General features: G+C 67.4%; 20 protein-coding genes. 11 read left to right on the forward strand and 9 right to left on the reverse strand.

Annotated features, from left to right (window positions below; all coding sequences use genetic code 11):
- Nucleotides 1–151 precede the first annotated feature (151 nt).
- From AC3ANU_RS01230 to AC3ANU_RS01270, 9 genes are all read left to right on the forward strand, one after another.
- The gene (locus AC3ANU_RS01230; protein WP_056388496.1) at nt 152–1,330 is read left to right on the forward strand and encodes an ABC transporter substrate-binding protein; all 1,179 of its coding nucleotides are present in this window, start codon (nt 152–154) and stop codon (nt 1,328–1,330) included.
- Nucleotides 1,331–1,502: 172 nt separating this feature from the next.
- Complete coding sequence (locus tag AC3ANU_RS01235; RefSeq protein ID WP_488315281.1) at nt 1,503–2,516, forward strand: matrixin family metalloprotease; 1,014 nt, start codon at nt 1,503–1,505, stop codon at nt 2,514–2,516.
- A gap of 164 nt (nt 2,517–2,680) precedes the next feature.
- Nucleotides 2,681–3,700 carry a VOC family protein gene (locus AC3ANU_RS01240; protein WP_488315282.1) on the forward strand — a complete coding sequence of 340 codons (1,020 nt, stop codon included), beginning with the start codon at nt 2,681–2,683 and terminating at the stop codon, nt 3,698–3,700.
- Nucleotides 3,701–3,707: 7 nt separating this feature from the next.
- Nucleotides 3,708–4,670, forward strand: coding sequence for a fumarylacetoacetate hydrolase family protein (locus AC3ANU_RS01245; protein WP_488315283.1), 963 nt, complete (start codon nt 3,708–3,710; stop codon nt 4,668–4,670).
- On the forward strand, nt 4,667–5,704 hold the full coding sequence (locus tag AC3ANU_RS01250; protein WP_488315284.1) for a cyclase family protein: 1,038 nt from the start codon (nt 4,667–4,669) through the stop codon (nt 5,702–5,704). The genes AC3ANU_RS01245 and AC3ANU_RS01250 overlap by 4 nt, the downstream gene beginning before the upstream one ends.
- A 54-nt stretch (nt 5,705–5,758) precedes the next feature.
- Nucleotides 5,759–6,883 (forward strand): FAD-dependent monooxygenase, encoded by a 1,125-nt coding sequence (locus tag AC3ANU_RS01255; protein ID WP_488315285.1) that lies wholly within the window; start codon nt 5,759–5,761, stop codon nt 6,881–6,883.
- Nucleotides 6,880–7,953 carry an amidohydrolase family protein gene (locus AC3ANU_RS01260; protein WP_488315286.1) on the forward strand — a complete coding sequence of 358 codons (1,074 nt, stop codon included), beginning with the start codon at nt 6,880–6,882 and terminating at the stop codon, nt 7,951–7,953. Before AC3ANU_RS01255 ends, AC3ANU_RS01260 begins: the two co-directional genes overlap by 4 nt.
- A gap of 11 nt (nt 7,954–7,964) precedes the next feature.
- Nucleotides 7,965–8,963, forward strand: a complete 999-nt coding sequence (locus tag AC3ANU_RS01265) for a fumarylacetoacetate hydrolase family protein (protein ID WP_223993318.1) — start codon at nt 7,965–7,967, stop codon at nt 8,961–8,963.
- Between the two features lies 1 nt (nt 8,964).
- Nucleotides 8,965–9,741, forward strand: a complete 777-nt coding sequence (locus AC3ANU_RS01270; protein ID WP_488315287.1) for an SDR family NAD(P)-dependent oxidoreductase — start codon at nt 8,965–8,967, stop codon at nt 9,739–9,741.
- 17 nt (nt 9,742–9,758) lie between these two features.
- Here the strand turns inward: AC3ANU_RS01270 and AC3ANU_RS01275 are convergent, their stop codons facing one another.
- The 7 genes from AC3ANU_RS01275 to AC3ANU_RS01305 all read right to left on the reverse strand — a co-directional run bounded on the left by AC3ANU_RS01275 (nt 9,759) and on the right by AC3ANU_RS01305 (nt 17,471).
- Nucleotides 9,759–10,541, reverse strand: a complete 783-nt coding sequence (locus tag AC3ANU_RS01275; RefSeq protein ID WP_488315288.1) for an SDR family NAD(P)-dependent oxidoreductase — start codon at nt 10,539–10,541, stop codon at nt 9,759–9,761.
- A 123-nt stretch (nt 10,542–10,664) separates the two neighbouring features.
- Complete coding sequence (locus AC3ANU_RS01280) at nt 10,665–11,231, reverse strand: DoxX family protein (RefSeq protein WP_488315289.1); 567 nt, start codon at nt 11,229–11,231, stop codon at nt 10,665–10,667.
- Between the two features lie 131 nt (nt 11,232–11,362).
- Nucleotides 11,363–12,325, reverse strand: a complete 963-nt coding sequence (locus tag AC3ANU_RS01285) for a LysR family transcriptional regulator (protein WP_488315290.1) — start codon at nt 12,323–12,325, stop codon at nt 11,363–11,365.
- Between the two features lie 63 nt (nt 12,326–12,388).
- The gene (locus AC3ANU_RS01290) at nt 12,389–13,957 is read right to left on the reverse strand and encodes a GMC oxidoreductase (protein ID WP_488315291.1); all 1,569 of its coding nucleotides are present in this window, start codon (nt 13,955–13,957) and stop codon (nt 12,389–12,391) included.
- 16 nt (nt 13,958–13,973) lie between these two features.
- Nucleotides 13,974–15,470 carry an MFS transporter gene (locus tag AC3ANU_RS01295; RefSeq protein WP_488315292.1) on the reverse strand — a complete coding sequence of 499 codons (1,497 nt, stop codon included), beginning with the start codon at nt 15,468–15,470 and terminating at the stop codon, nt 13,974–13,976.
- A gap of 154 nt (nt 15,471–15,624) precedes the next feature.
- Nucleotides 15,625–16,434 (reverse strand): hypothetical protein, encoded by an 810-nt coding sequence (locus AC3ANU_RS01300; RefSeq protein ID WP_488315293.1) that lies wholly within the window; start codon nt 16,432–16,434, stop codon nt 15,625–15,627.
- On the reverse strand, nt 16,431–17,471 hold the full coding sequence (locus tag AC3ANU_RS01305) for a Gfo/Idh/MocA family protein (RefSeq protein ID WP_488315294.1): 1,041 nt from the start codon (nt 17,469–17,471) through the stop codon (nt 16,431–16,433). The genes AC3ANU_RS01300 and AC3ANU_RS01305 overlap by 4 nt, the downstream gene beginning before the upstream one ends.
- A 106-nt stretch (nt 17,472–17,577) precedes the next feature.
- On the opposite strand from AC3ANU_RS01305, the gene AC3ANU_RS01310 reads away from it, so the two are divergent.
- Entirely contained in the window at nt 17,578–18,840 is a 1,263-nt protein-coding gene (locus AC3ANU_RS01310) for an ROK family protein (protein ID WP_488315295.1), read from the forward strand.
- 30 nt (nt 18,841–18,870) lie between these two features.
- Here AC3ANU_RS01310 and AC3ANU_RS01315 read toward each other — a convergent pair whose 3' ends face one another.
- On the reverse strand, nt 18,871–19,287 hold the full coding sequence (locus AC3ANU_RS01315) for a hypothetical protein (RefSeq protein ID WP_223993298.1): 417 nt from the start codon (nt 19,285–19,287) through the stop codon (nt 18,871–18,873).
- 68 nt (nt 19,288–19,355) lie between these two features.
- Between AC3ANU_RS01315 and AC3ANU_RS01320 the strand changes: the two genes are divergently transcribed.
- Nucleotides 19,356–20,348 (forward strand): sugar phosphate isomerase/epimerase, encoded by a 993-nt coding sequence (locus AC3ANU_RS01320; protein ID WP_223993296.1) that lies wholly within the window; start codon nt 19,356–19,358, stop codon nt 20,346–20,348.
- An 83-nt stretch (nt 20,349–20,431) separates the two neighbouring features.
- Here the strand turns inward: AC3ANU_RS01320 and AC3ANU_RS01325 are convergent, their stop codons facing one another.
- Nucleotides 20,432–21,436 (reverse strand): sugar phosphate isomerase/epimerase family protein, encoded by a 1,005-nt coding sequence (locus tag AC3ANU_RS01325; RefSeq protein WP_488315296.1) that lies wholly within the window; start codon nt 21,434–21,436, stop codon nt 20,432–20,434.
- Nucleotides 21,437–21,449 lie beyond the last annotated feature (13 nt).

Raw genomic sequence — 21,449 nt, forward strand, 5'->3', positions numbered from 1 at the left:
GAATCAAGACGCTCCGCGACGATTTTTAACGCCCTGCTACGCCGCATTGAGGCTTCGCGTCTCCCCGTGAACCACTGCGACACGAATGATTGTGGGGCCGCCGGGCGCTCCGTAATCTCGTCTCAGCATCAGCCCCAGCAAAGGATTTCCCATGGCAAACCCGCAGGACAAGAGTCCGCAAAACCAGCAAGCATCCACCCGCATCGTCGCCGGCGGGTCAGCCAAGCCCCAGCGCCCGCTCGGCCTCAAAATCGGCATCGCGGCAGCCGCGCTGGCCCTGATCGGCGGGGGTGCCGCCGTCGCCTCCGCCGTCAACAACGGCACCGCTGCACCGGCAGCCGACGTGGCGCCCGCCGGCAACCCGGCGGCCGAGCTGAAGCTTGGCTACTTCGGCAACGTCACCCACGCCCCAGCCCTGGTGGGGGTCAGCAAGGGCTTCATCGCCGATGAACTGGGCAGCACCAAGCTCAGCACCCAGGTGTTCAACGCCGGCCCCGCAGCCATCGAGGCGCTGAACGCCGGCGCCATCGACGCCACCTACATCGGCCCGAACCCGGCCATCAACTCCTTCGTGAAGAGCCAGGGCGAATCCGTCAACATCATCGCCGGTGCCGCGGCCGGCGGCGCACAGCTGGTGGTCAAGCCGGAAATCGGCTCCGCTGCAGACCTGAAGGGCAGGACGCTCGCGTCGCCGCAGCTCGGCGGCACGCAGGACGTCGCCCTCCGGGCCTGGCTTGCCACCCAGGGCTACAAGACCAACGTGGACGGCAGCGGGGACGTGGCCATCAATCCCACCGAGAACGCCCAGACCCTAAAGCTGTTCCAGGACGGCAAGCTCGACGGCGCGTGGTTGCCTGAACCGTGGGCGTCACGGCTGGTGCTGACGGCCGGAGCGAAGGTCCTGGTCGATGAAAAGGACCTGTGGGATGGCACACTGTCCGGCAAGCCGGGCGAGTTCCCCACCACCATCCTGATCGTGAACCGGAAGTTCGCCGCCGACCACCCGGACACCGTCAAGGCGCTCCTGAAGGGGCATGTGAAGTCGGTCGAGTGGCTGAACGCGGCACCGGCCAACGAAAAGGCAACTGCCATCAACGCCGCGCTCAAGGAAGCCGCCGGGGCCGAACTGAAGGCCGACGTCATCGACCGTTCACTGAAGAACATCGTCTTCACCGTGGACCCGCTCGCCGGAACCTACCAGAAGCTCCTGGCCGACGGCGTGACTGCCGGCACCACCAAGCAGGCGGACATCAACGGCATCTTCGATCTGCGGGCCCTCAACAGCGTCTCGGACGGGAAGACCTCGGCAGCGGGGCTTGGCAAGGAGTAGGCCCTCCCTCCATCGGTTGCTCCGCAGGTGTCTTTTGAGTCCTCAGAACGGCACCTGCGGAGCAGCCGATTCCTGCGGAAATCCTGTGCATTTCCGGCGCTGAGGCTCAGGAGCACGCCACTAGGCTATGGAGGTTGGCCCGTGGCGGGCCGCGGGAGCCAGGGGGATGCCAATGCATGGTTACGGGAAGAGCAACCGGTCACAGCCAGACATTCCTGGCGGACTTGCCCCACCCCATGTTCGGCGTTCCCCCAGCGGACGGATCCCCCAATGGGCCATCGATGAGGCCTTCGGCAGGGCGGAAACACCATCTCCATGGCGCGCCGAGCCTCCCCGGCCTCGACGGAAGACGTCCTGGGCCTGGTCAAGGACGCGACGGCGGCCACAACGGTCGATGCAGTTCAAGACCGTGCTGGGGATTGCCCTGGTTGTCTGCCTGTACTTCGCGCCGGCGCTCTTTGACCGCGTGATTCTTCCTGTTGCGGCCCCGTACCTGCCTGGCGCGAAAGTGCCGCCTCCCGGGTACGAGGCCTCCTCATCGCCCCTCGGCACGCCTCCCGCAACCACCGGTTCCACCGCCTTTGTGCTGCAGGAGTCGCCAAAGGAGGGCCAGCCGTTTGTGGCTTACGATCCGTGCCGCCCGATCCATTACGTTGTCCGGCCGGACAACGCCGTGCAGGGTGGCGACATCCTGGTCCGGGAAGCAATAGCAGCAGCCTCCCAAGCCTCCGGCCTGCAGTTTGTGTATGACGGAACCACCACGGAGGCCCCGGCGGATGACCGGCAGGCGTTCCAGCCTGACCGCTACGGGAAGCGGTGGGCGCCGGTGCTGATCGCCTGGTCCGCCCCTGCGGAATCTCCCGGCCTTGCCGGCGATGTTGCGGGCAACGGCGGCAGCGGCTACGCCCAGGCCCCCGGACAGCCGCTGGTGCCGCTGGTCCTCGCCGCCGGACAGGTGCGCCTTGACGCGCCAGATCTTGGCGGCATCATCGCCAGCCGCCCTGACGGTACGGCAGAGGTGCGCGCAATTATCATGCATGAGCTCGGACACGTGCTGGGCCTTGATCACGTCGATGATCCGGCTCAACTGATGAACGCGAAAAACATGGGCATCATGGACTTTGCCGCGGGTGACCGCGCCGGCCTTGCCCTGCTGGGAGCCGGCCCGTGCGTGCCGCAACTCTAGGGAACATCGGCCCGTCTCCCCGGCAGGGAGGAAGATTGCGGAGTATCAGCTTCGTGGATATCTGATATCGAAAAGCTCGTCTTCCCCAAATATATGAAGTACTTCACAGTAGTTACAGGACCTGCACCAATCAGACGGCAGCCAGTAACCAAAAGGACTTCAACGTGGAAACTCCCCTCTCCCATCTTGCCCACCTCGAGATCACCAGCCCGGACGTCGAAGCCTCGGCACGGTTCTACGAGGAAAAGTTCGGCATGCGCATCATCGACCGCGTGGACGGTAACGTCTACCTCCGCTGCTGGGGCGACTACTACCGGTACAGCCTGGTGGTCACGGAAGGACCCGAAGCCTCCCTTGGCCGGATGGCATGGCGCACCAATTCGCAGGCAGCCCTGGAAGCAGCAGCCCAGCGCATCGAAGCGACCGGCGTGCAGGGAACCTGGACCGCCGGCGGCCACGGCTACGGCAAGGCCTACGAATTCACCGGCCCCTACGGCCACCACATGCGCCTCTTCTACGAGGTGGACAAGTTCGTGGCGGAGCCCGGCTTCGAATCCACTTACCCGGACCGGCCCGAGCGCCGCAGCAGCCACGCCGCAGCACCCCGGTTCCTGGACCATGTCACCGTTGCCGCGTCAGATGTCCGCGGCTTCGCCAAGTGGTACAACGAGGCCCTGGGCTTCCGCGTCATGGCCTTCGTGGACCTGGACGAGGCCCCCATCACCGTCTTCTCAGTCCTCACCACCAACGAAAAGTCCCACGACCTGGGCGTAGTGGCCGATACCTCCAACCGCCCGGGCCGCGTCAACCACATCGCCTTCTGGGTGGACACCACCGAGGACCTGCTCCGCACCGCCGACGTGATGATGGAAAACGGCACCCCCATGGAATACGGCCCCTCCATCCACGGCGTGGGCGAGCAGAACTTCCTCTACTTCCGCGAACCGTCCGGCCTGCGCGTCGAGCTCAACTCCGGCGGCTACCGCAACTACGTGCCGGACTGGGAGGCCAACACCTGGAAGCCGTCCGAAGGGTCCAACAACTTCTACAAGAACGGCGCCATGCCGCACTCCATGACCGAATCCTTCCCACCGGCCGAAGGCTTCACCGCCACCGAGGAAGGCGCGTCCCCGGAAATGAAGGAAGCGCTCCTGAACCCTTACGCCAAGCACGGACGGGGCTAACGGCACCATGGCCGAAGCACAGTACGCACTCATCCGGTTCCAGGAGCCTGGCGACGGCAAGCCCCGCGCGGGCCTGCTGGTTGATGACAGGGTCCTGCCCCTGAACGGGGATATCAACTCGCTGATCGAGCATTGGGACACCACCGAAGGACAGCTGGACGCCCTGGCCGCCACGGCAGGTAAGACCACCGGCCTGGCGCTTGCCGACGTCGACATCCTCGCCCCGGTGGAGCCCGCCCAGGTGCTGCAGACGGGCGCCAACTACCGCAAGCACGTCATCGACCTCGCCGCGGCGCACCGCGAACCCGGCGAGGACGAGGAGGAAGTGCGCGCCAAGACGGCCGCGATGATGGACAAGCGCGCAGGCCAGGGCACGCCGTACTTCTTCATCGGACTTCCGACGGCGGTCGCGTCCGCCACGGACGATCTCACCTTGCCTGCGTATTCCAAGTCCCACGACTGGGAGCTGGAACTGGCCGCGGTGATCGGCAGGACGGCGTTCCGGGTCACCCCGGAGGAGGCCCTCGAGTACGTGTTCGGCTACACCATGGTCAACGACATCACCACCCGTGAGTATGTCTTCCGCAAGGACATGCCCGCCATCGGCTCCGACTGGTACCGCGCCAAGAACGCCCCGGGCTTCCTGCCCACCGGGCCGCTGCTGGTGCCCGCCAAGTTCTTCGGCGACCCGCAGGACGTCCAGGTGACGCTGAAGCTCAACGGCAAGCCCATGCAGGACGAATCCACGCAGGACATGATCTTCGGTGTAGCCAAGCTGGTCAGCGAAGCCTCCCAGATCATGCCGCTGCGCCCGGGCGACCTGGTGCTCACGGGCAGCCCGGCCGGCAACGGCCAGCACTGGGGCCGGCTGCTGCAGGACGGCGACGTCATGGAAGGCACCATCACGGGCCTGGGCACCCAGCTCATCCACTGCAAGGACGAAGTGACAATGGAAAGCAGCAGGCAGTGACCACGCAGGACACAGCACCAGTCACCGGCACCGGGGAATCCGCGGATTCCCCGGTCATCCGGCGTGACGATCCACTCGGCAGCATCCGTGCCATGGCACGGGCACACAACAACTGGGGAAGGTGGGGCCAGGACGACGTCCTGGGCACCCTGAACTTCATTGACGCCGCCAAGCGCATCGAAGCAGCGGCCCTGGTGAAGACCGGCGAGGCCTTCTCGCTGTCCCAGCCCTTCGACACCAACGGCCCGCAGAAGGGCTGGCGCCGCCGCACCAACCCCGTGCACACCATGACGGACACCGGGGTGGACGCCGAACGCGGCAACCAGGGTTTCCCGCACGGCTTCGGCGGCGCTGATGACGTGATCGCCATGCCGCTGCAGTGCTCCACGCAGTGGGACGGCCTGGGCCACATCTTCGACCAGGGCAAGGCCTGGAACGGGCGCGCCGCAGGTGACGTGGTCACCTCCGAGGGTGACCTGGTGACCGGCATCGAAACCGCCGCCGCCAAGATCGTCACCCGCGGCGTCCTGCTCGACGTCGGCCGGGCGCTGGGCCCCGGGCTGGGACGGAACGACGGCGAACTGCCGGACGGTTTCGCCATCACTCCGGAACACCTCCAGCGGACCATCGAACTCCAAGGGCCCAGCTCAACAGTGGGCCGGGGCGATATTGTTGTGATCCGCACCGGGCAGTACACCCGGGTGAGCCGCGACGGCTGGGGCGACTATGCCGGCGGCTCCGCCCCCGGGCTGTCCTTCAGCACGGCACCCTGGCTGCACCGCAGCGAGATCGCCGGGATTGCCACGGACACCTGGGGTTTCGAGGTCCGGCCCAACGAGTTCGACGGCGCATTCCAGCCACTCCACCAGATCGCCATCCCCAACCTGGGCCTGTTCCTGGGCGAGATGTGGGACCCCGACGCATTGGCGGAGGCATGCGCGGCGGACGGCAGGTACGACTTCCTGCTGACCGCAGCACCGCTCCCCATCACCGGGGCCGTCGGATCACCGGTCAACCCGATCGCCGTCCGGTAGCTTTCACTACAACAAACCACCAGCAGTAACGCCGTCAATACAAAGGAGTCAGCGATGGCAGCAGTACAGAACGTCGGAATCGTGGGGGCGGGAGCCGCGGGGCTGGCCGCCGCCATCCTCCTGGCCGACGCCGGAATCCAGGTGGAAGTCCTCGAGAAGGCAGACGCCCCGCAGACCCTCGGGTCCGGCATCACGCTGCAGGGGAACGCCCTGCGCGTCCTCCGCCACCTCGGCGTCTGGGACCAGGTGGAGGCCAAGGGCTACGCCTTCAGCACGCTCGGCCTGCGCGCCCCGAACCCGGCCGGCACGGTGCTCGCCGTCCTGGAGGATATCCGCACCGGAGGTGACGACCTCCCCGCCACCATGGGCATGTACCGGCCGGACCTCACGGCCATCCTCCGTGAACGGGCGGAACAGGCGGGGGCCCGGATCAGCTACGGCCGGACGGTCACCAGCATCACGGACGACGGCGGCTCGGTCACCGTGGGCACCGCCGACGGCGGCACAGCCACCTACGACCTCCTGATCGGCGCCGACGGCCTGCACTCGGCCGTGCGCAAGGCCATTGGCATCGACGTGGAACCCCAGCCCACCGGCATGGGCATCTGGCGGGCGTTCGTGGAACGGCCGGAGGAAGTGGTCCGGACCGACCTCACCTATGGCGGCCCCTGCTTCATCGCCGGCTACTGCCCCACCGGCCCGGACACCATCTACGCCTACCTGGTGGAGAAGGCCCAGGAACGCAAGCACGAGGACGGCCCCCGCATCATGGCCGAACTCGCGGCAGCCTACGGCGGGCCCTGGAACGAGATCCGCGCCAACCTGGACCACAGTGCCCGCATCAACTACACGTGGTTCACCACCCACCTGGTGGACGGGCCCTGGAACCGCGGCCGCACCGTGATCATCGGCGACGCCGCGCACAGCTGCCCCCCAACGGTGGCGCAGGGTGCAGCCATGGCACTGGAGGACGCCTCCGTCCTGGCCGAGCTGCTGATCAGGGCCGACGACGTCACCGAAACCCTGTTCAAGGAGTTCAGCGACCGCCGGCTGGACCGCGCCAAGGCAGTGGTGAACGCCTCGGTCCAGCTGGGCCAGTGGATGCTCGACGGCGTCCGCGATGCCGATGTGCCCGGGCTGATGCACGGCCTGTCCGTCATGCTGAAGGAGCCGGCATGAGCACCCGTCCCCACACGAACCCCACGGTGGATGTCCACGCCCATATCCTGCTGCCGGCCCTCCAGCAGCTGGTGGCCGAGGCCGATCCGGAGGCCTTCGGCGCCCAGCAGGCCCTGGAGGTGCGCCGCAACGGACCCGAATCCATGGCCGCCTCGGGCCGGATGATCAAGGAACGCTGGCCGCAGCTGACCGACCTGGACCGCCGGCTGGCGGACATGGACGCCCAGGGCGTGGACGTGCAGCTGGTCTCACCGTCGCCGTCGCACTTCTACTACTTCGCCGGGGAGGAGCTGTCCCTGCAACTCGCCCGGGCCGCAAACCAGGCGGTGCGCGAGTTCGTGGACCGCGCGCCGGGGAGGCTGAACGGGCTGGGCCTGGTCCCGCTCCAGCACCCGGGCCTGATGGTGGATGCCCTGGAACACGCCGTCTTGGAGTGCGGGCTGCTGGGAGTCGAAATCGGGTCCTTCGCCGCCACTCCGGGTGACCCGGAACGAGGCACCATTGAACTCTCGGACCCCCGGCTGGAACCGTTCTGGACCCGCGCCGAAGAGCTGGACGCCCTGGTGTTCCTGCATCCGTTCGGCTGCTCGCTGGATGAGCGGCTGGACCGCTTCTACCTCGCCAACACCGTGTCCCAGCCGGCCGAGAACGCGGTGGCCCTGTCCCACCTGATCTTCAGCGGCGTCCTGGACCGGCACCCCGCCTTGAAGGTCCTGGCCGCCCACGGCGGCGGCTACCTGCCCACTACGCTGGGCCGGTCGGACCATGCCTGGATGGTGCGGCCGGAGGCACATGGGTGCGCCGCGCCGCCGTCGTCCTACCTGCGGAAGCTGTACTTCGACTCGCTGGTCCACAGCCCGGCTGAACTGCGGGCCCTTGTTGCCGCTGCAGGGCCCGGGCAGGTGCTGCTCGGCTCGGACTACCCATTCGACATGGGGTCCGACCTGCCGGTGGACGAAGTGGAGGCTGCCGCACTCCCGGCCGACGACGAGGCCCGGGTCTTGGGCGGCAACGCACGGGCCCTGGGCATCACCGCGGCAGCCGCCCTGGCCACCCGCCCCAACGCCTAAGGAACACCCACATGGTCAAGATTGCCCGTTGGAACCACGACGGCGGGACGCGGTCCGGCTTCGTGGACGGCGAACACTGCTATGCGCTGCCGGCAGGCCAGTCCGTGCAGACACTGCTCGATGCCGGGCTGCAGGAGACACTGGACCTTGCCCGGAAAGTCACCGCTTCCGCCGCACCCGTACCGCTGGCGGAGGTGCGGCTGCTGGCCCCACTGGAACCGGCCACCATCCGGGACTTCGTGGCGTTTGAGGAACACGTGGAAGGAGTGCGGAAGAGCATCGACGGCGTGGCGGGCGTGGTGCCCGAATGGTACGAAGCACCCACGTTCTACTTCACCAACCCGCACACCGTCACCGGTACGGGCGAGGTGATTGGCATTCCCGCAGGCTGCACGGACCTGGACTTCGAAACAGAGGTGGCAGCCGTCGTCGGCCGCGTCCCCGGCAGCGACGGGCGGAACCTGACCGCAGAGGAGGCGCACCGGCACATCTTTGGCTACACCGTACTCAACGACTGGTCGGCGCGCGACCTGCAGCGCCGGGAGATGAAGGTCAGCCTGGGACCGTGCAAGGGCAAGGACTTTGCCAACACCCTGGGGCCTTGGATTGTCACGGCGGACGAGTTCGAGGACCGCCACGACGCAGACGGGTTCCTGCCGATCTCCATGGCTGTGGAAGTCAACGGGCGGCTGATTGGGCAGGACCTGCTCTCCAACATGGGCTGGCCGTTCGCCGAACTGGTGGCCTATGCGTCGCAGGATTCCGTGGTCCGGCCCGGCGACGTGCTGGGCTCCGGCACCTGCGGCAGCGGCTGCCTGGCCGAGCTCTGGGGCCGGAACGGGGCACAGACTCCCCCGCCGCTGAAAACAGGTGACGTGGTGCGCATGACCGTGGAAGGCATCGGAACCATCGAGAACACCGTGGGCTCCCGGCGCGAAGCCGCGACCCGAGTTCCCGCCCGGAACCGGCCGCGGAACCGTGTTGCCGCTGCTGCTCCTTCCGGAATCTAGGGTGGTTTCGCTTCAGCTCGAGGGCCGGACGGTGGTGGTCACCGGCGCTGGCCAGGGCCAGGGTGCTGCCGAGGCGCGGCTCCTGGTGGAAGCCGGGGCACGCGTCATCGCCACTGACCTTGCGGCGGACATGCCCGCGGAGCTGGCCCGTGCAGCCTCAGGCCCTGCCGGGCAGTTGCTGTACCGGCAGCTGGACGTCAGCGATGCCTCCGGCTGGTCCGAACTCGCCTCCTGGCTCCAGTCCCACGGCTGGCGGGTGGACGGACTGGTCAACAATGCAGGCATCACCCAGCGCAGCCGGTTGCTGGACGCGTCAGTGGCCGATCTGCAGAAGGTCTATGAGGTGAACGTCGCCGGAGCCCTGCTGGGGATCCAGTCGCTCGCGCCCCTGATGGGCAGCGGCGCTTCGATTGTTAATGTCGGCTCTGTGGCGGGCCTGACCGCGCATTATCCCGTGGCCTACACCACCAGCAAGTGGGCGCTGCGCGGGTTGTCCCAGATAGCCGCCATGGAACTGGGTCCGCGCGGGATCCGTGTGAACACCGTCCATCCGGGTTTCATCGAAACACCCATGACAGCGGGCGCAAAACCAGAGTTCCGGCAGGCAACCCTGGCCGAAACCCCGCTGGGACGTACCGGAGGCGTGGAGGAAGTGGCCGGCGTCGTGCTCTTCCTCCTCAGCCCGCTCTCGTCCTACGTGACGGGTGCGGAAATTCCGGTGGACGGCGGCCAGTCCTCCCACGGCGGCGCCAAGTCCATCTCCGACGCGCTGCGCTGACCGACCCGGAAGACGGGTCAGCCCGGGAGCACCGCCGACCAGCCGCCGTCGACCATCAGGTTGGCTCCGGTCACGTAGGACGCTTCGTCCGAGGCAAGGAACAGTGCGCACTTTGCCACTTCTTCGGGTGCGCCGATCCGGCCCAGCGGGATGCTGCCGGCGATGGTGCGCATGGGGTGGTCGGGGGCGAGGAGGTTGCCCTCGGTGGCGGCCGTCCGGATCATGCCGGGGCTGACGGCATTCACGCGCAGGCCGTGCCTTGCCCCTTCCGCCGCGAGCTGCTTGGTCATGGCCACCACGGCGCCCTTCGTGGCGGTGTGGGCCAACCGGCCGTTGGTCATGGACCCGGTGACCCCCGCCGTGGATCCCACCAACACGATGGCCCCGTTCTGCGCCTGGATCAGCTGGGGCCAGAAGTACTTGACCGGCAGGAACACCACGTCCATCTCGTGTTCAATGTTCCACTTCCAGTCGGCATAGGTCAGTTGCTCCACCGGGGAGAAACGCGTGACGGCGGCATTGGCGTAGAGGATGTGGACCTGGCCGTGGCGCTCCGCAACGTTGGCAGCCCAACCAGCCACTGCTGCCTCATCGGTCAGATCCACCCGGCTGCTGCTCATCCGTCCCCCGGCGTCGGTGACCGCCGCTACGGTAGCCGCGGCGCCGTCGTCGTCCATGTCACACCCGACAACCAAGGCCCCTTCGGAAGCGAAGGCGAGCGCGGCCGCCCTGCCTTGGCCGCTGGCCGTTCCGGTAATGACGGCGGTTCTGCCGGCCAGGCGGTGGCTGGAGACAGGCATAAGGAGTCCTCCCGAAAGCGTGTTTTCACGACTTTCGCAGGAATTCGCCCGGCACGGAACGGCGTCTTGGGTCTAGGTGGTATCCGCCGCGCGGATAGTCCCGCAGATATCGCCAGGACGGGTTCAGCCCTCTTCCGTCGCGGGAGTGCCTGCTGCCGGTGCCGCAGCGTCCGCGGCGAGGGCTTTGCGCCGACGGGCAACCTGGACAGCAATGGCGGTGGGGATTGCGGCCAAAGCGGTGATCCGCATCCAGGGCCGGTCCAGGACATGGCCGGTAAGGGCATCGAGGGAGTAGGGCCCGGAGCCGCCGATAGTGAAGGCCGCTGCTGCCAGGCCCAGCACCGCGGGGTACTCGAGGCCGCCCTCCTGGGCGAAGAATCCGTTCGGGGCATGGACGCTGGCCGCTACGCCCATGGTGGTTGCAGCAGCAGAACCGGCGGCAGGCGTGGCAAACCCAAGGGCCAAGGCAAGCCCAGCTCCCGCTTCACCTACGCCCGCAAGGACGGCGCTTGTTTTAGCGGGGCGGAACCCCATGGCGTGCATGCCCTTACTGGTGCCTTCGACGCCTCCCCCGCCAAACCAGCCGAAGAGTTTTTGGGATCCGTGAGCGACGAGCACTCCTCCCAGTGCCACCCGGAACAAGGTTTGCGCCGCGGCCGCCGCCTCAGGGCTGGTGGTTACACTGCTCATGACAGTCCTCCTTGGGTTGTTTGAGTCGCTGCACGGCTCGCTTGCGCACGAGTCTACGACTGCCCAACCACCCCGTCACGGGAGGAATTATCGGCCAGGACACCCCGACACGGGAGAAAATAAGCCTGGCTTCACGGGGTATCCGCCGCGTGGATAGCCACCGGATGGGCGTTGACGGGGAACAGCTCGTGGAGCCGGGCGCAGGAGCGCTGGACCACTGACCGCAGCCACACACTCGCGGGATCTTCCGCCTGGGACGGGTGCCAGTACATGGCCTCCACCAGGGACGCTTCGGTGCCGCCGGAGAACTCCAGCACCACGATATCCGCGCCGCGCTGCGCCCGTCCGGCCAGCATCCTCGGGACCAGTGCCACAAGGTCCGTGCCTTCAACCAGGAGCGGCAGGGACAGGAAGCCGGCCACCACGGCAGCCACCCGGCGCTGGATGCCCCGGGACTCGAACAGCTTGTCCGCCGGGGTGCTGATGCCCTCACCAAAATAGCCGACGGCGTGAGGCACCGCGGTCAGGTCTTCGAGGGTCAGGCGGGGCTGCTGGAGCAGCGGATTGCCGGCGTCGGCCACGGCCACGAAGCTGTCACGGAAGAGCTGCTTGCTGGCTCCCTGCATCTGGTATCCCGTTGGCCCCACCAACAGGTCGATCTTGGAGTAGTCGGCCATCTGGCCTTGGATGCCCGAACCGGCCGTGGGGACGAAGTCCACGGAAACACCCGGCGCTTCTTCCCGCAGGATCCCACGCAGCGGCCCCACGATGAGCGCCGCAGCGTAGTCCGAGGCGGCGATGATGAACTCGCGCTCGCTGGTGGCGGCGTCGAACCCGGACCGCACGCGCGTGGCACGCTGGATGTGAAGCATGGCTTCATCAACCAGCGGGACCAACGACTGGGCAAAGGGCGTGAGGTCATAGGTGCGGCCGTTGCGGACCAGGAGCTCGTCGTCGAAATGGCGCCGGAGCCTGGCCATCGCCGCGCTGGTGGCCGGCTGGCTCAGCTGGAGCCGCTCCGCCGCCCGGGAGACGTTCCTCAGCTCGAGCAGGACCTGAAGTTGGGGCAGCAGGTTCAGGTCCAGATTCTTCATACCCACAGGTTATCCGTGCCCGGATCGTGCCTTTTCAAATGCCGCCTGCTGCAGACTGCCGGGTCAGGAACCCAGCTCCTCGGCCACCTTCCGGGCACCGCGCACCGCGATGGCCACGCTCATCAGCGTGGGGTTCATGGCCGTGGCCGTCGGAATGAGCGCGTTCCCGCCCACTACCAGGTTCTTGTAGCCCCACACCCTGGACCAGGGATCCGCCACTGAGCTGCCGTCGTCGGCCGCCCCCATGCGCATGGTGCCCTGGTAGTGCAGGCTGGAGCCATTGGGCATCAGCCGGGGCTCGGCCACAAAGACACCCAGGGCCTTGCCGGCACGCCGCAGCCGCTCGGTGGCCTGGGCAATTTCCGCTTCTTCGCGGTCGGTGAGCGCATATTCGATGGTCATGTTGGGGAAGCCGCGGTAGTCGGGCTCATTGTCGTCGAAGCTGACGGCATCCTCGTAGCGGGGATGCTTGCGCAGGCCATAGCCCATGTTGACGTAACCCCACCTGTTGTCCGAGTACGCGCTGCCGGGTTCCATCGGGAACGGTGTGGACTCCGAGTACATGACCTGGACGGAGAAAGGGTGTTCCGGCTCGGAGAAAGGGATGCGGTTCACAGCAGCGACGGGATCCGCGGGGTTCTGTGCCCGTCGTGCCAGTTCGGCATCAAGGTCCTCCTCCGCGGCGAAGCGGCGCATTTTTTCGGCGTCGAGGGCCACCGTGGAAATCACCACCGGGTGTTCGGTCAGGTAGTGGCCCAGCGCTTTAGGACGGACGCCCGAGGCCCACAGGAGCTGGGGCGAGCGGAAGGCATCGGCCGCCGCCACCACCACGTCCGCCGGCACAAAGGATTCCTCCCCCGTGCGCAGGTCCTGCACGGTGACACCGGTGGCACGGTTTCCGTCCAGCTCCACCCGGCGGACCAGGGTGAGGTCGCGGAGTTCGAACCGTTCTGACAGCGGACTGCCAGCGTCCACCAGCGGGCCCAGCACGACGTCGGCACCGGCCCACCGCACGGATCCGTCCGGTTGCGGGTCTCCGGCGACCGGAAGCGTGCCCACCCCGTAGCCTTCGGGAAGTTCCGCACCGAACTCCTCGTCCAGGAGGCTGCGGATGGCCTCCCCCACCTTCGAGTCGGCGAACGCCGCGCTGTGGACGTGCAACAGCTGCTTTGCCTCGTCAATCAGCCCATCCCACTCCTCATCTGCGATGAAGGGGATCCTCTCGCTGAAGGCAGGCGACGGCGTGGCGCAGGTCCAGTGCGCACCCTGGCCGCCCACATTGGTGGCGGCTGCTGCGGCTGGGAAGGTCGGCGCGTGGGCGGAGCCTTCCCCGCCAAAGTCCAGGAGATGGGTTCCCTGGCGGGCGGTGAACATGCCTTCGGTGATGGTTCCGGCCGGAATGCCCAGGGATTCCCGGAACTCCCCAGCCTGTGGCCCCTGGGACATCTCCCGGGCCCGGGCCTTCTCGGCGGGATCAGCGATGTTGCGGACGCTTTCGCCGGGAACGGCGGTCAGCTGCGGGCCGGCTTCGAACATCACCACCCGGGCAGTGGGGACTTGTTCCAGCAGCACGCGGGCGTAAGCGGAGCCAATGGGCCCGCTGCCGACGACGGCGATGGTGGGGTTGGACATGATGTCTCCTTTGAGATCAGGCCGAGAGGGTTTCGGAAGGTGTGCGGGGAGCGGATACGGGTTCGTCCGAGAGGCGCCCGGACGGCAGCAGCACGGCCGCGGGGATGCCCAGGGCGTAGGCAGCTGCCAGGCTGATGAAAATGGGTGTGAACACCGAGCTGTAGATCCCGGCAACAGCGGACTGGACCGCCGGCGCGGCCGCATGCACCAGCTGCGGGGTCAGCGTGGCGGCATCCAGGCCTGCCGGCAGGAGAACCGCGACGCCGGAGCCGATCACTCCGCCGATCACTGCCGTGGCCACCGTTGAACCTACCTGCCGCACCAGGTTGATGGTGGCGGTCATGGTGCCGGTCTGGGTGGCGGGTGCGGCGCCCTGGACAACCGCGATGATCAGGCTCATGAAAGCCCCGGTGCCCATGCCCACAAAGCCCATCACGATCATGGGCACCCACAGCGGAAGCCCGGCAGGCAGCACCGCCATCACCAGCAGCCCGGCGGCTCCCAGCATTGTCCCCAGGATGGGGAAAATCCTGTACCGGCCGGTGCGGCTGGCCACCCAGCCCGTGAGCAGGTTGCTGATCAGCATCCCGAACACGGTGGCGATGGGAACCAGGCCGGACACCGTGGCGGTGGTTTGGTAGGCCATCTGGAAGTAGGTGGGCAGGTAGGCAGTGATGGAGAAAAGGCCGACGCCGATAATCGCCGAGAGTGCGGTGCCTGCGGCAATGGTGCGGTTGGCAAAAAGGTGGAGCGGGATGATGGGCTCAGGGGCCCGCCGCTCGATCAGGAAAAAGGCAATGAAGCCCAAGACACTGATGGCCACCGCGGTTGCGGTGGCCATCCCGGCGTCAGGCTCTGCGAGCCAGGAGGCGGCGAGGACGAGTGCCACGAGCGAGGCGGTGAACACTCCAGCGCCGGCAACGTCGAAATGCCGCGGTGCGGGGCCTGGCTCCAGGCGCGGGACGGCAGCCAGCGCGAAGGCGAGTGCCGCAGCCCCGACCGGGATGTTGATCCAAAAGACCCATTGCCACCCCCAGTAATCGGTGATGGCACCGCCGAGGACGGGGCCTACCAGGATGGCGATGGGAAATGCAGCGCCGATGATGGCCATGTAGCGCGGCCTCTCCCGCTGGGTGGTCACGCGGGCAATGATGGTCTGCGACATCAGCTGCAGGCCGGCCGAACTCATGCCTTGCAGGACGCGGGCGCCGATCAGCCACTCCATGCTGGTGGCAAAGCCGCACACCAGGGAGGCGGCCAGGAACATCATCAGGGAAGCCAGGAAGACCCGGCGGGCGCCCAGGACGTCGCCGAGTTTGCCGAGCACGGGCAGGAGCAAAGTGCTGGCCAGCGTGTACCCCACCACCACCCAGCTCATCAGTTGAAGCGCGCCGAGTTCGCCGGCAATGGTGGCCAGGGAGGTGGAGACGACAGTGTGGTCCAGTGCCCCGAGGAAGGCGACGGACAGGAGGGAGGCGACGAGGAAGCGGAGCTTTACAGGCGAGAGTGTCATTGAGGTCTGCCCGAACGATCGGGCCGTCGGCGCGACGTGGTGTGCCTCCGGCGCAGCATCACGACGGAGAACGGGTCCGGTTGGAACCCCGGCGCCACTTCCACCCTATCGACACTTAGGTTGGAAAGCAACATAAGAATGCTTCACTTTGACATCATGGCTGCGGGTCAAAGTGCCCATCCCGGAGGGCCAGTGCCAGCGCCATGTCGTCCAACAGTTCCGCCAGGTCCATCACGGCCACCCCGCAGGACAGTGCCGCGATTGCCCGGCGAAGAGCCAGGCGGGGCGACGATTCGTAGCGCTGCGGGGCCCGCACGGATCCCTCCCCGGCGGCCGTCTCCACCCGGGTCAGCCCGGTCGGCTGGTCCACGGTCACTTCCGTCCGGACCTCCCCGAGGGCAAGGACCTGCAGCAGGCCTCCCGGATGGGCCCCGCTGACAGGCGTCGCCAGGAGGGTGCCCGGAGCCATTGCAGGGCGTCCGGGATGGTGCAGGAGCGCCATCCTGCCCCCACCCGTGGCCGCGCCCGACTTGAGCGCCGGCGATACTCCCGCCAATGACCGCAGCCAGCCAAATCCATCGCAGGCAAGGGCATCCAGCGCCGCAACCGGACCCGCACACTCCACGGATACCAGGCGCGCCGCGCTGCCGCCCCTTGCCCGGAGGGCGTCTTCAACAACGTCCTTGCGCAGGCGGGGCCGCTCGACAATCACAGGGATATCTCCGGGCCACGCCTCCTGGACCAAAGCCTTCCGCGGCGTCCCCGGGCCGGCAATCACCACGGCCACCGCTCCCTCGTCCCGGGCGTCCAGCATGCCCCTCCACCAGTCACCTCCCCCCGGAACCACCACGACGCTTCCCTTGGCACCCGCGGAGCGGATGGTGGTGACGGGCAGTTCGGCGACGGCGGCGCGATAGGACGGCAGGTCCGTGGAGACGCTCCACACGCGGCCCCCGCTGCTCATACCCGCGCCGCTTCAAGAAGCCGGGCCGCAGCGGCATCGGCAAGGTCGACCACATACTGCGCGTCCGCGAGCAGTTCGTCGTACTCCACCGGGCCGGATCCTTCGAGGAGAGAGGCAAAGAGCCGCCACTGCGCCAGGTAGCCGTCGTCCTTGTCCCGCCGATACTCCGTCCATTGCCCGCCCACACTGCGTACGCGGACAGCAGCGCTGCCCGCGTGGACGAAGGCAGGCGGAAAATCAACCTCGATCCGGTCACGGGAGGTGGCGATGGTCATGCGCCAGAAGGCATCCGGCCCCTGCGGCAGCATGGTGAGCGCCAGTTGGACCAGGACGCCGCCGGCCCGGTACCCCACCAGATAACCAACAGGCGGAACCAGCCGCGCGTAGGCCACCTCGTCGATACTCGGCGCGACGTCCCTGACGGCAGGCAGGTCATGGACGGCAAACCCGGTCAGCAGCTGCCACAGGACTCCAGCCGCCACGGCCGGGTCATCCAAATCCGGGTGGCCGCGGCGGGGAGCCTGGAAGGGACCGCCTTCCGCTACCAACTGGTGGTACCTGTCATTGGGAGGAAGCGCCACGGTGACCGAGACGGCCTGGACCTTTCCTTCACGTGCCACCAGGTGGTGCTTGGCGCGTCCCCAGGCAGCATCAAAGAGATGGTTGGTGCCCACCAGCAGGAGGACGCCCGCGGACCTGCACGCGTCTATGACTTCGCCGGCTTCCTCCCGGGAAATGGCCAGCGGTTTCTCGCAGAAGATGGCCCGCTTTCCGGCCGCCACGGCAGCCAGGATTTGGCGCGCATGTTCACCGGGCGGGCTGCAAACGGCGATGACGTCCACGTCCGGGTCCGCCAGAAGGTCCGCCTCGCCCGTCGACCAGCGGGCACCGCACCCTTGCGCCAGCCCCCGGGCGCGCCCACTGCCGGCATCGGCAATATGCCGCACGGTGAACTGGTCCGGCAGCCGTCGAAGCACGGGGAGATGGAGGGCCACCACCCCGGGTCCTGCTCCCAGTATTCCCACATTCCACGGCATCCCAGCCTCCCGTCTTATGTATTTATTATGCATAAGTTTGGGATGTTGCAGCCATAGTTCCCACAAACAGCGCGTTAGTGAGCCACCCTGTGTGAGAATTGTTGCCATGACGACAGACTCCACACTCCGCTTTGGAGCCCAGACGGATGAAGTGACCAGCCTCCTCCGGATCGTGAACCTGGTCCGGACAGGCGAGGCGACCACGCGGCCCGAGATCGGCAAGGTCACAGGGTTGGGCAGGGGCGTCGTCAGCCAGCGCGTGGACCAGGCCATCCAGATCGGCTTCCTGGGCGATGGCGAGTTTGGAGCGTCGTCCGGCGGACGCGCTCCACGCACCCTCCGTTTCCGCGCGGAACAGGGGCGGATCGTGATCTGCGCCCTCGGGGCAGCTCATATCCGGGTGGGCATAGCCGCGCTGGACGGGGACATCCAGGACCACGCGCACCGCCCATGGGACATCGCCCAGGGGCCGGAGAAAACAATCACCGCCGTCATGTCACTGGTCGACGATGTGCTGAAGAAGCACCCCGCAGTGCCCGTGTGGGCCGTGGTGGTGGGGCTTCCCGGCCCCGTCGACTTCGCAACAGGACAACCCGTGGCCCCGCCCATCATGCCGGGGTGGAACGGTTACGACGTCCGCACCCCCTTCGAGGAGCGCTTCAATGCACCGGTGTGGGTGGACAACGACTCCAACCTGCTTGCCCTGGGTGAGCGCGCCCGGCGGCGCGACTCCCTGACGGACCTCATCTACTGCAAGATCGGGTCCGGAGTGGGGGCCGGCCTGCTGTCCAAGGGCCGGATCCACCGTGGTGCAAACGGGGCGGCCGGCGATATCGGCCACGTCCGGGTTGCCGACTCCGACGCCCAGTGCCGGTGCGGCAAGGTGGGCTGCCTGGAGGCGGTGGCCGGCGGCTGGGCCCTGGTCCGGGACGCCGAGCAGGCCATCAAGGAGGGAGTCCAAACCTCCCTCGCCGGACGGACAAAGAAGGCCCCGCTGACCCTGGAGGACATCACCCTCGCTGCGCAGGGCGGGGATTCCCTGGCCATCTCACTCATCCAGAAGTCGGCACGCGTGGCGGGTGAAACCATTTCCGCGCTGGTCAACATGTTCAATCCGGGCGTCATCGTCATTGGCGGCGCCATCGCCTCGGCAGGCGAAGTGTTCCTGGCTGAGGTGCGGCGGCGCGTCTACGAACTCTCCCTGCCCCTGGCTACCCGGGACCTCACCATTACCCTGTCGGTGAATGATGAGCGGGAGCCCCTTCGTGGCGGCGCCGAACTGGCCCGCGAGCAGCTGTTTGAGATCACGTTCCCCCGTTGGTTCGCGGAAGGCAGGCCGTCTCCGGAGCGGGTGGCGGTACCCGCCTAGGCTCCTTTTCGGAACCGGCCTGGGTGCAGGTCAGGCCACGTCGCGCGAGGTACCTGGCTCCGCCGTCCGGCCAGCGTCAAGCCGCGACTCCACGTGGAACGGCAGGACCAGCGGCGAGCCGGGACGTGCCTGCAGATAGGGCACCATCAGCTCGAAATCGACGGCGACTGCGTGCGTCCCGGCCGGGAGTTCCCGCGGGGCGGCAAGGACGAGCCGGTCCTGGATGAACCACCACCCGGCCTCCGCCTGAAGGGCGTCCGCCGGGACCCGCCGGGCGCCCAGCACCACCGCCAGCTCAGGGGGTGCCACCGCAACGCCGGCCACCGCCAGCCGGAGACCGGCCACGCTGGCCAGGGGCATGGAACGGATCCAGGGCAGGCCCAGGCGCAGTTCGAATCCTTCCGGGGTGGCAGTCAGCGCATCATGCCGCAGGGCCATTTCCAACATAGTCGATATCCTTTATCCTGAATTAGGCATAAGTTTGCAGGTAAAAAGCATAACCGGGAGGGCTTGCTGTGGAAACGGTATTTCCGGAGGGCTGGACTCTGTGTGCCAGCACATTTAACTGGGCGCCGGACATTGTCGCGGCCCGCCGAAGGGCCCCTGACATCGTGGCCGGAATCGCCGACTCCACCGTAAAGACAATCGAGCTCGAACCCGGGCTGGTGTGGCGGTCGTTCCCGGATCCAAGCGACGGCGAGGTGGATGAGCTCCGGGAGAGCCTGGTGGCCCGGGGCGGACGCGTCAGTATCGTTGGCGTGAGCCTGGATGACTTCGTTACCCGTACCCAGCGCCGTTCCGCGCAGGAGCGCCTGGACTTCCTGGTCCCCCAGCTCCGCGCGGCGCACCGGGTGGGAGCGGGCGGCGTCCGGCTCCCCATCGGGCAGGCGGGCCCGGAGCTCCTTGCGATGGTGCGGCCGCTGCTGCACGAACTCGATCTGGTCCTGTACGAGGAAATCCAGGGCCAGCAGGTTCCGGACCATCCCGCCGTGGCACCGGCCCTGGAGGCGATTGCGCGGCTTGACGACGACCGGGTGCGGGTCCTCGTTGACATCAGCATGCTGATGCCCACCCTTCCCGTCACCTACCTTGAGGAACTAAGGCGGGGAGGCATCTCCCCGGACCTCATCCGCCGCCTCGAAGACGAATGGCGGGACCCCGCCACGCTCGACGCCGTTACCGCCCTGCTCCGTTCGGGCGACGTGCCTCCGCAGATCCACACCCTCTTCATGAACCTGCTCATCCGCTTTGGCCGCAGCGGCGCCGCCGACCTGGCGGGCATCCTGCCGCGCGTGGGTGCCTTCCACCTGAAGTTCTGGGATTTGGACGACGACGGCGGCCGGGTTTCCCAGCCGCTGCGGGACCTTGGTTGCCTGCTTGGCCGCAGCGGCTTCAGCGGCACGCTGACCAGCGAATGGGGCGGCCACGAATGGCTGACGAACGACCCCACGGAGATGACGCGGAAGCACCTGGCGCTGGCGGAAACGGCACTGGCCCCTTTCGGCTGAGCCTGCGCGGCGCCTGGTTCCACCAGCAGGGAAACGGCCGGCCCCGGGATCTTCCAAGGCCGGCCGTTCCATTGCCGGCGTCGCTATTTAGTGCTGAAGGCTGCGTCGAAGGCCGCCGCCGAGGGCTGGTACCCGGAGAGCCGGCGCACGAACGCCAGGGCCTCCGGCGCACCGTCCAGGCGGTCCATGCCGGCGTCCTCCCATTCCACCGACAGCGGTCCCCGGTAGCCGATCGAGTTCAGCATCCGGAAGGCGTCCTCCCAGGGCACATCACCGTGGCCGGTGGAGATGAAGTCCCATCCACGGCGGGGGTCGGCCCACGGCAGGTGGGATGACAGCCGGCCGTTGCGGCCATTGGCCAGCCGCTTCTTCGTGTCCTTGCAGTGCACGTGGTAGATCCGGTCCTTGAAATCCCAGAGGAATCCCACCGGATCGATGTCCTGCCACACCATGTGGCTGGGGTCCCAGTTCAGCCCGAAGGCCTCCCGGTGCCCGATCGCCTCCAGGGCCCGCTGGGTGGTCCAGTAGTCGTAGGCGATCTCGGACGGGTGCACCTCGTGGGCGAACCGGACACCCACCTCGTCAAAGACCTCAAGGATGGGGTTCCACCGGTCCGCAAAGTCCTGGTAACCGGCGTCCACCATCTTTTCGGAGGCGGGCGGGAACATGGCCACGTACTTCCAGATCGATGATCCGGTAAAGCCTGTCACGGTCTTGACGCCCAGCTTCGCGGCAAGGCGTGCAGTGTTCTTCATTTCCTCGGCGGCACGGCGGCGGACGCCCTCGGGGTCGCCGTCACCCCAGACGACGTCCGGCAGGATTCCCCGGTGCCGTTCGTCGATGGGGTCGTCACAGACGGCCTGGCCCTTGAGGTGGTTGGAGATGGTCCACACCTTCAGGTTGTTCCGTTGCAGGATGTCCAGCCTGCCCTGCACGTAGGCCTCGTCATCCCAGCGCCACGGGTCCAGGTGGTCTCCCCAGCAGGCAATTTCCAGCCCGTCGTAGCCCCATTCGCCGGCGAGCCGGGCCACTTCCTCGAAGGGGAGGTCGGCCCACTGGCCGGTGAAGAGGGTGATTGGTCGTGCCATGTAGTTTCCCTTT

The sequence above is a fragment of the Arthrobacter sp. SDR-2R genome (assembly GCF_057747955.1).

Coding starts and splice junctions, on each gene's coding strand:
- AC3ANU_RS01235 (WP_488315281.1), top strand. CDS start 1,503: ATGCATGGTTACGGGAAGAGCAACCGGTCACAGCCAGACATTCCTGGC.
- AC3ANU_RS01325 (WP_488315296.1), bottom strand. CDS start 21,436: ATGGCACGACCAATCACCCTCTTCACCGGCCAGTGGGCCGACCTCCCC.
- AC3ANU_RS01230 (WP_056388496.1), top strand. CDS start 152: ATGGCAAACCCGCAGGACAAGAGTCCGCAAAACCAGCAAGCATCCACC.
- AC3ANU_RS01275 (WP_488315288.1), bottom strand. CDS start 10,541: ATGCCTGTCTCCAGCCACCGCCTGGCCGGCAGAACCGCCGTCATTACC.
- AC3ANU_RS01280 (WP_488315289.1), bottom strand. CDS start 11,231: ATGAGCAGTGTAACCACCAGCCCTGAGGCGGCGGCCGCGGCGCAAACC.
- AC3ANU_RS01305 (WP_488315294.1), bottom strand. CDS start 17,471: ATGCCGTGGAATGTGGGAATACTGGGAGCAGGACCCGGGGTGGTGGCC.
- AC3ANU_RS01245 (WP_488315283.1), top strand. CDS start 3,708: ATGGCCGAAGCACAGTACGCACTCATCCGGTTCCAGGAGCCTGGCGAC.
- AC3ANU_RS01285 (WP_488315290.1), bottom strand. CDS start 12,325: ATGAAGAATCTGGACCTGAACCTGCTGCCCCAACTTCAGGTCCTGCTC.
- AC3ANU_RS01300 (WP_488315293.1), bottom strand. CDS start 16,434: ATGAGCAGCGGGGGCCGCGTGTGGAGCGTCTCCACGGACCTGCCGTCC.
- AC3ANU_RS01290 (WP_488315291.1), bottom strand. CDS start 13,957: ATGTCCAACCCCACCATCGCCGTCGTCGGCAGCGGGCCCATTGGCTCC.
- AC3ANU_RS01295 (WP_488315292.1), bottom strand. CDS start 15,470: ATGACACTCTCGCCTGTAAAGCTCCGCTTCCTCGTCGCCTCCCTCCTG.
- AC3ANU_RS01310 (WP_488315295.1), top strand. CDS start 17,578: ATGACGACAGACTCCACACTCCGCTTTGGAGCCCAGACGGATGAAGTG.
- AC3ANU_RS01315 (WP_223993298.1), bottom strand. CDS start 19,287: ATGTTGGAAATGGCCCTGCGGCATGATGCGCTGACTGCCACCCCGGAA.
- AC3ANU_RS01260 (WP_488315286.1), top strand. CDS start 6,880: ATGAGCACCCGTCCCCACACGAACCCCACGGTGGATGTCCACGCCCAT.
- AC3ANU_RS01255 (WP_488315285.1), top strand. CDS start 5,759: ATGGCAGCAGTACAGAACGTCGGAATCGTGGGGGCGGGAGCCGCGGGG.
- AC3ANU_RS01265 (WP_223993318.1), top strand. CDS start 7,965: ATGGTCAAGATTGCCCGTTGGAACCACGACGGCGGGACGCGGTCCGGC.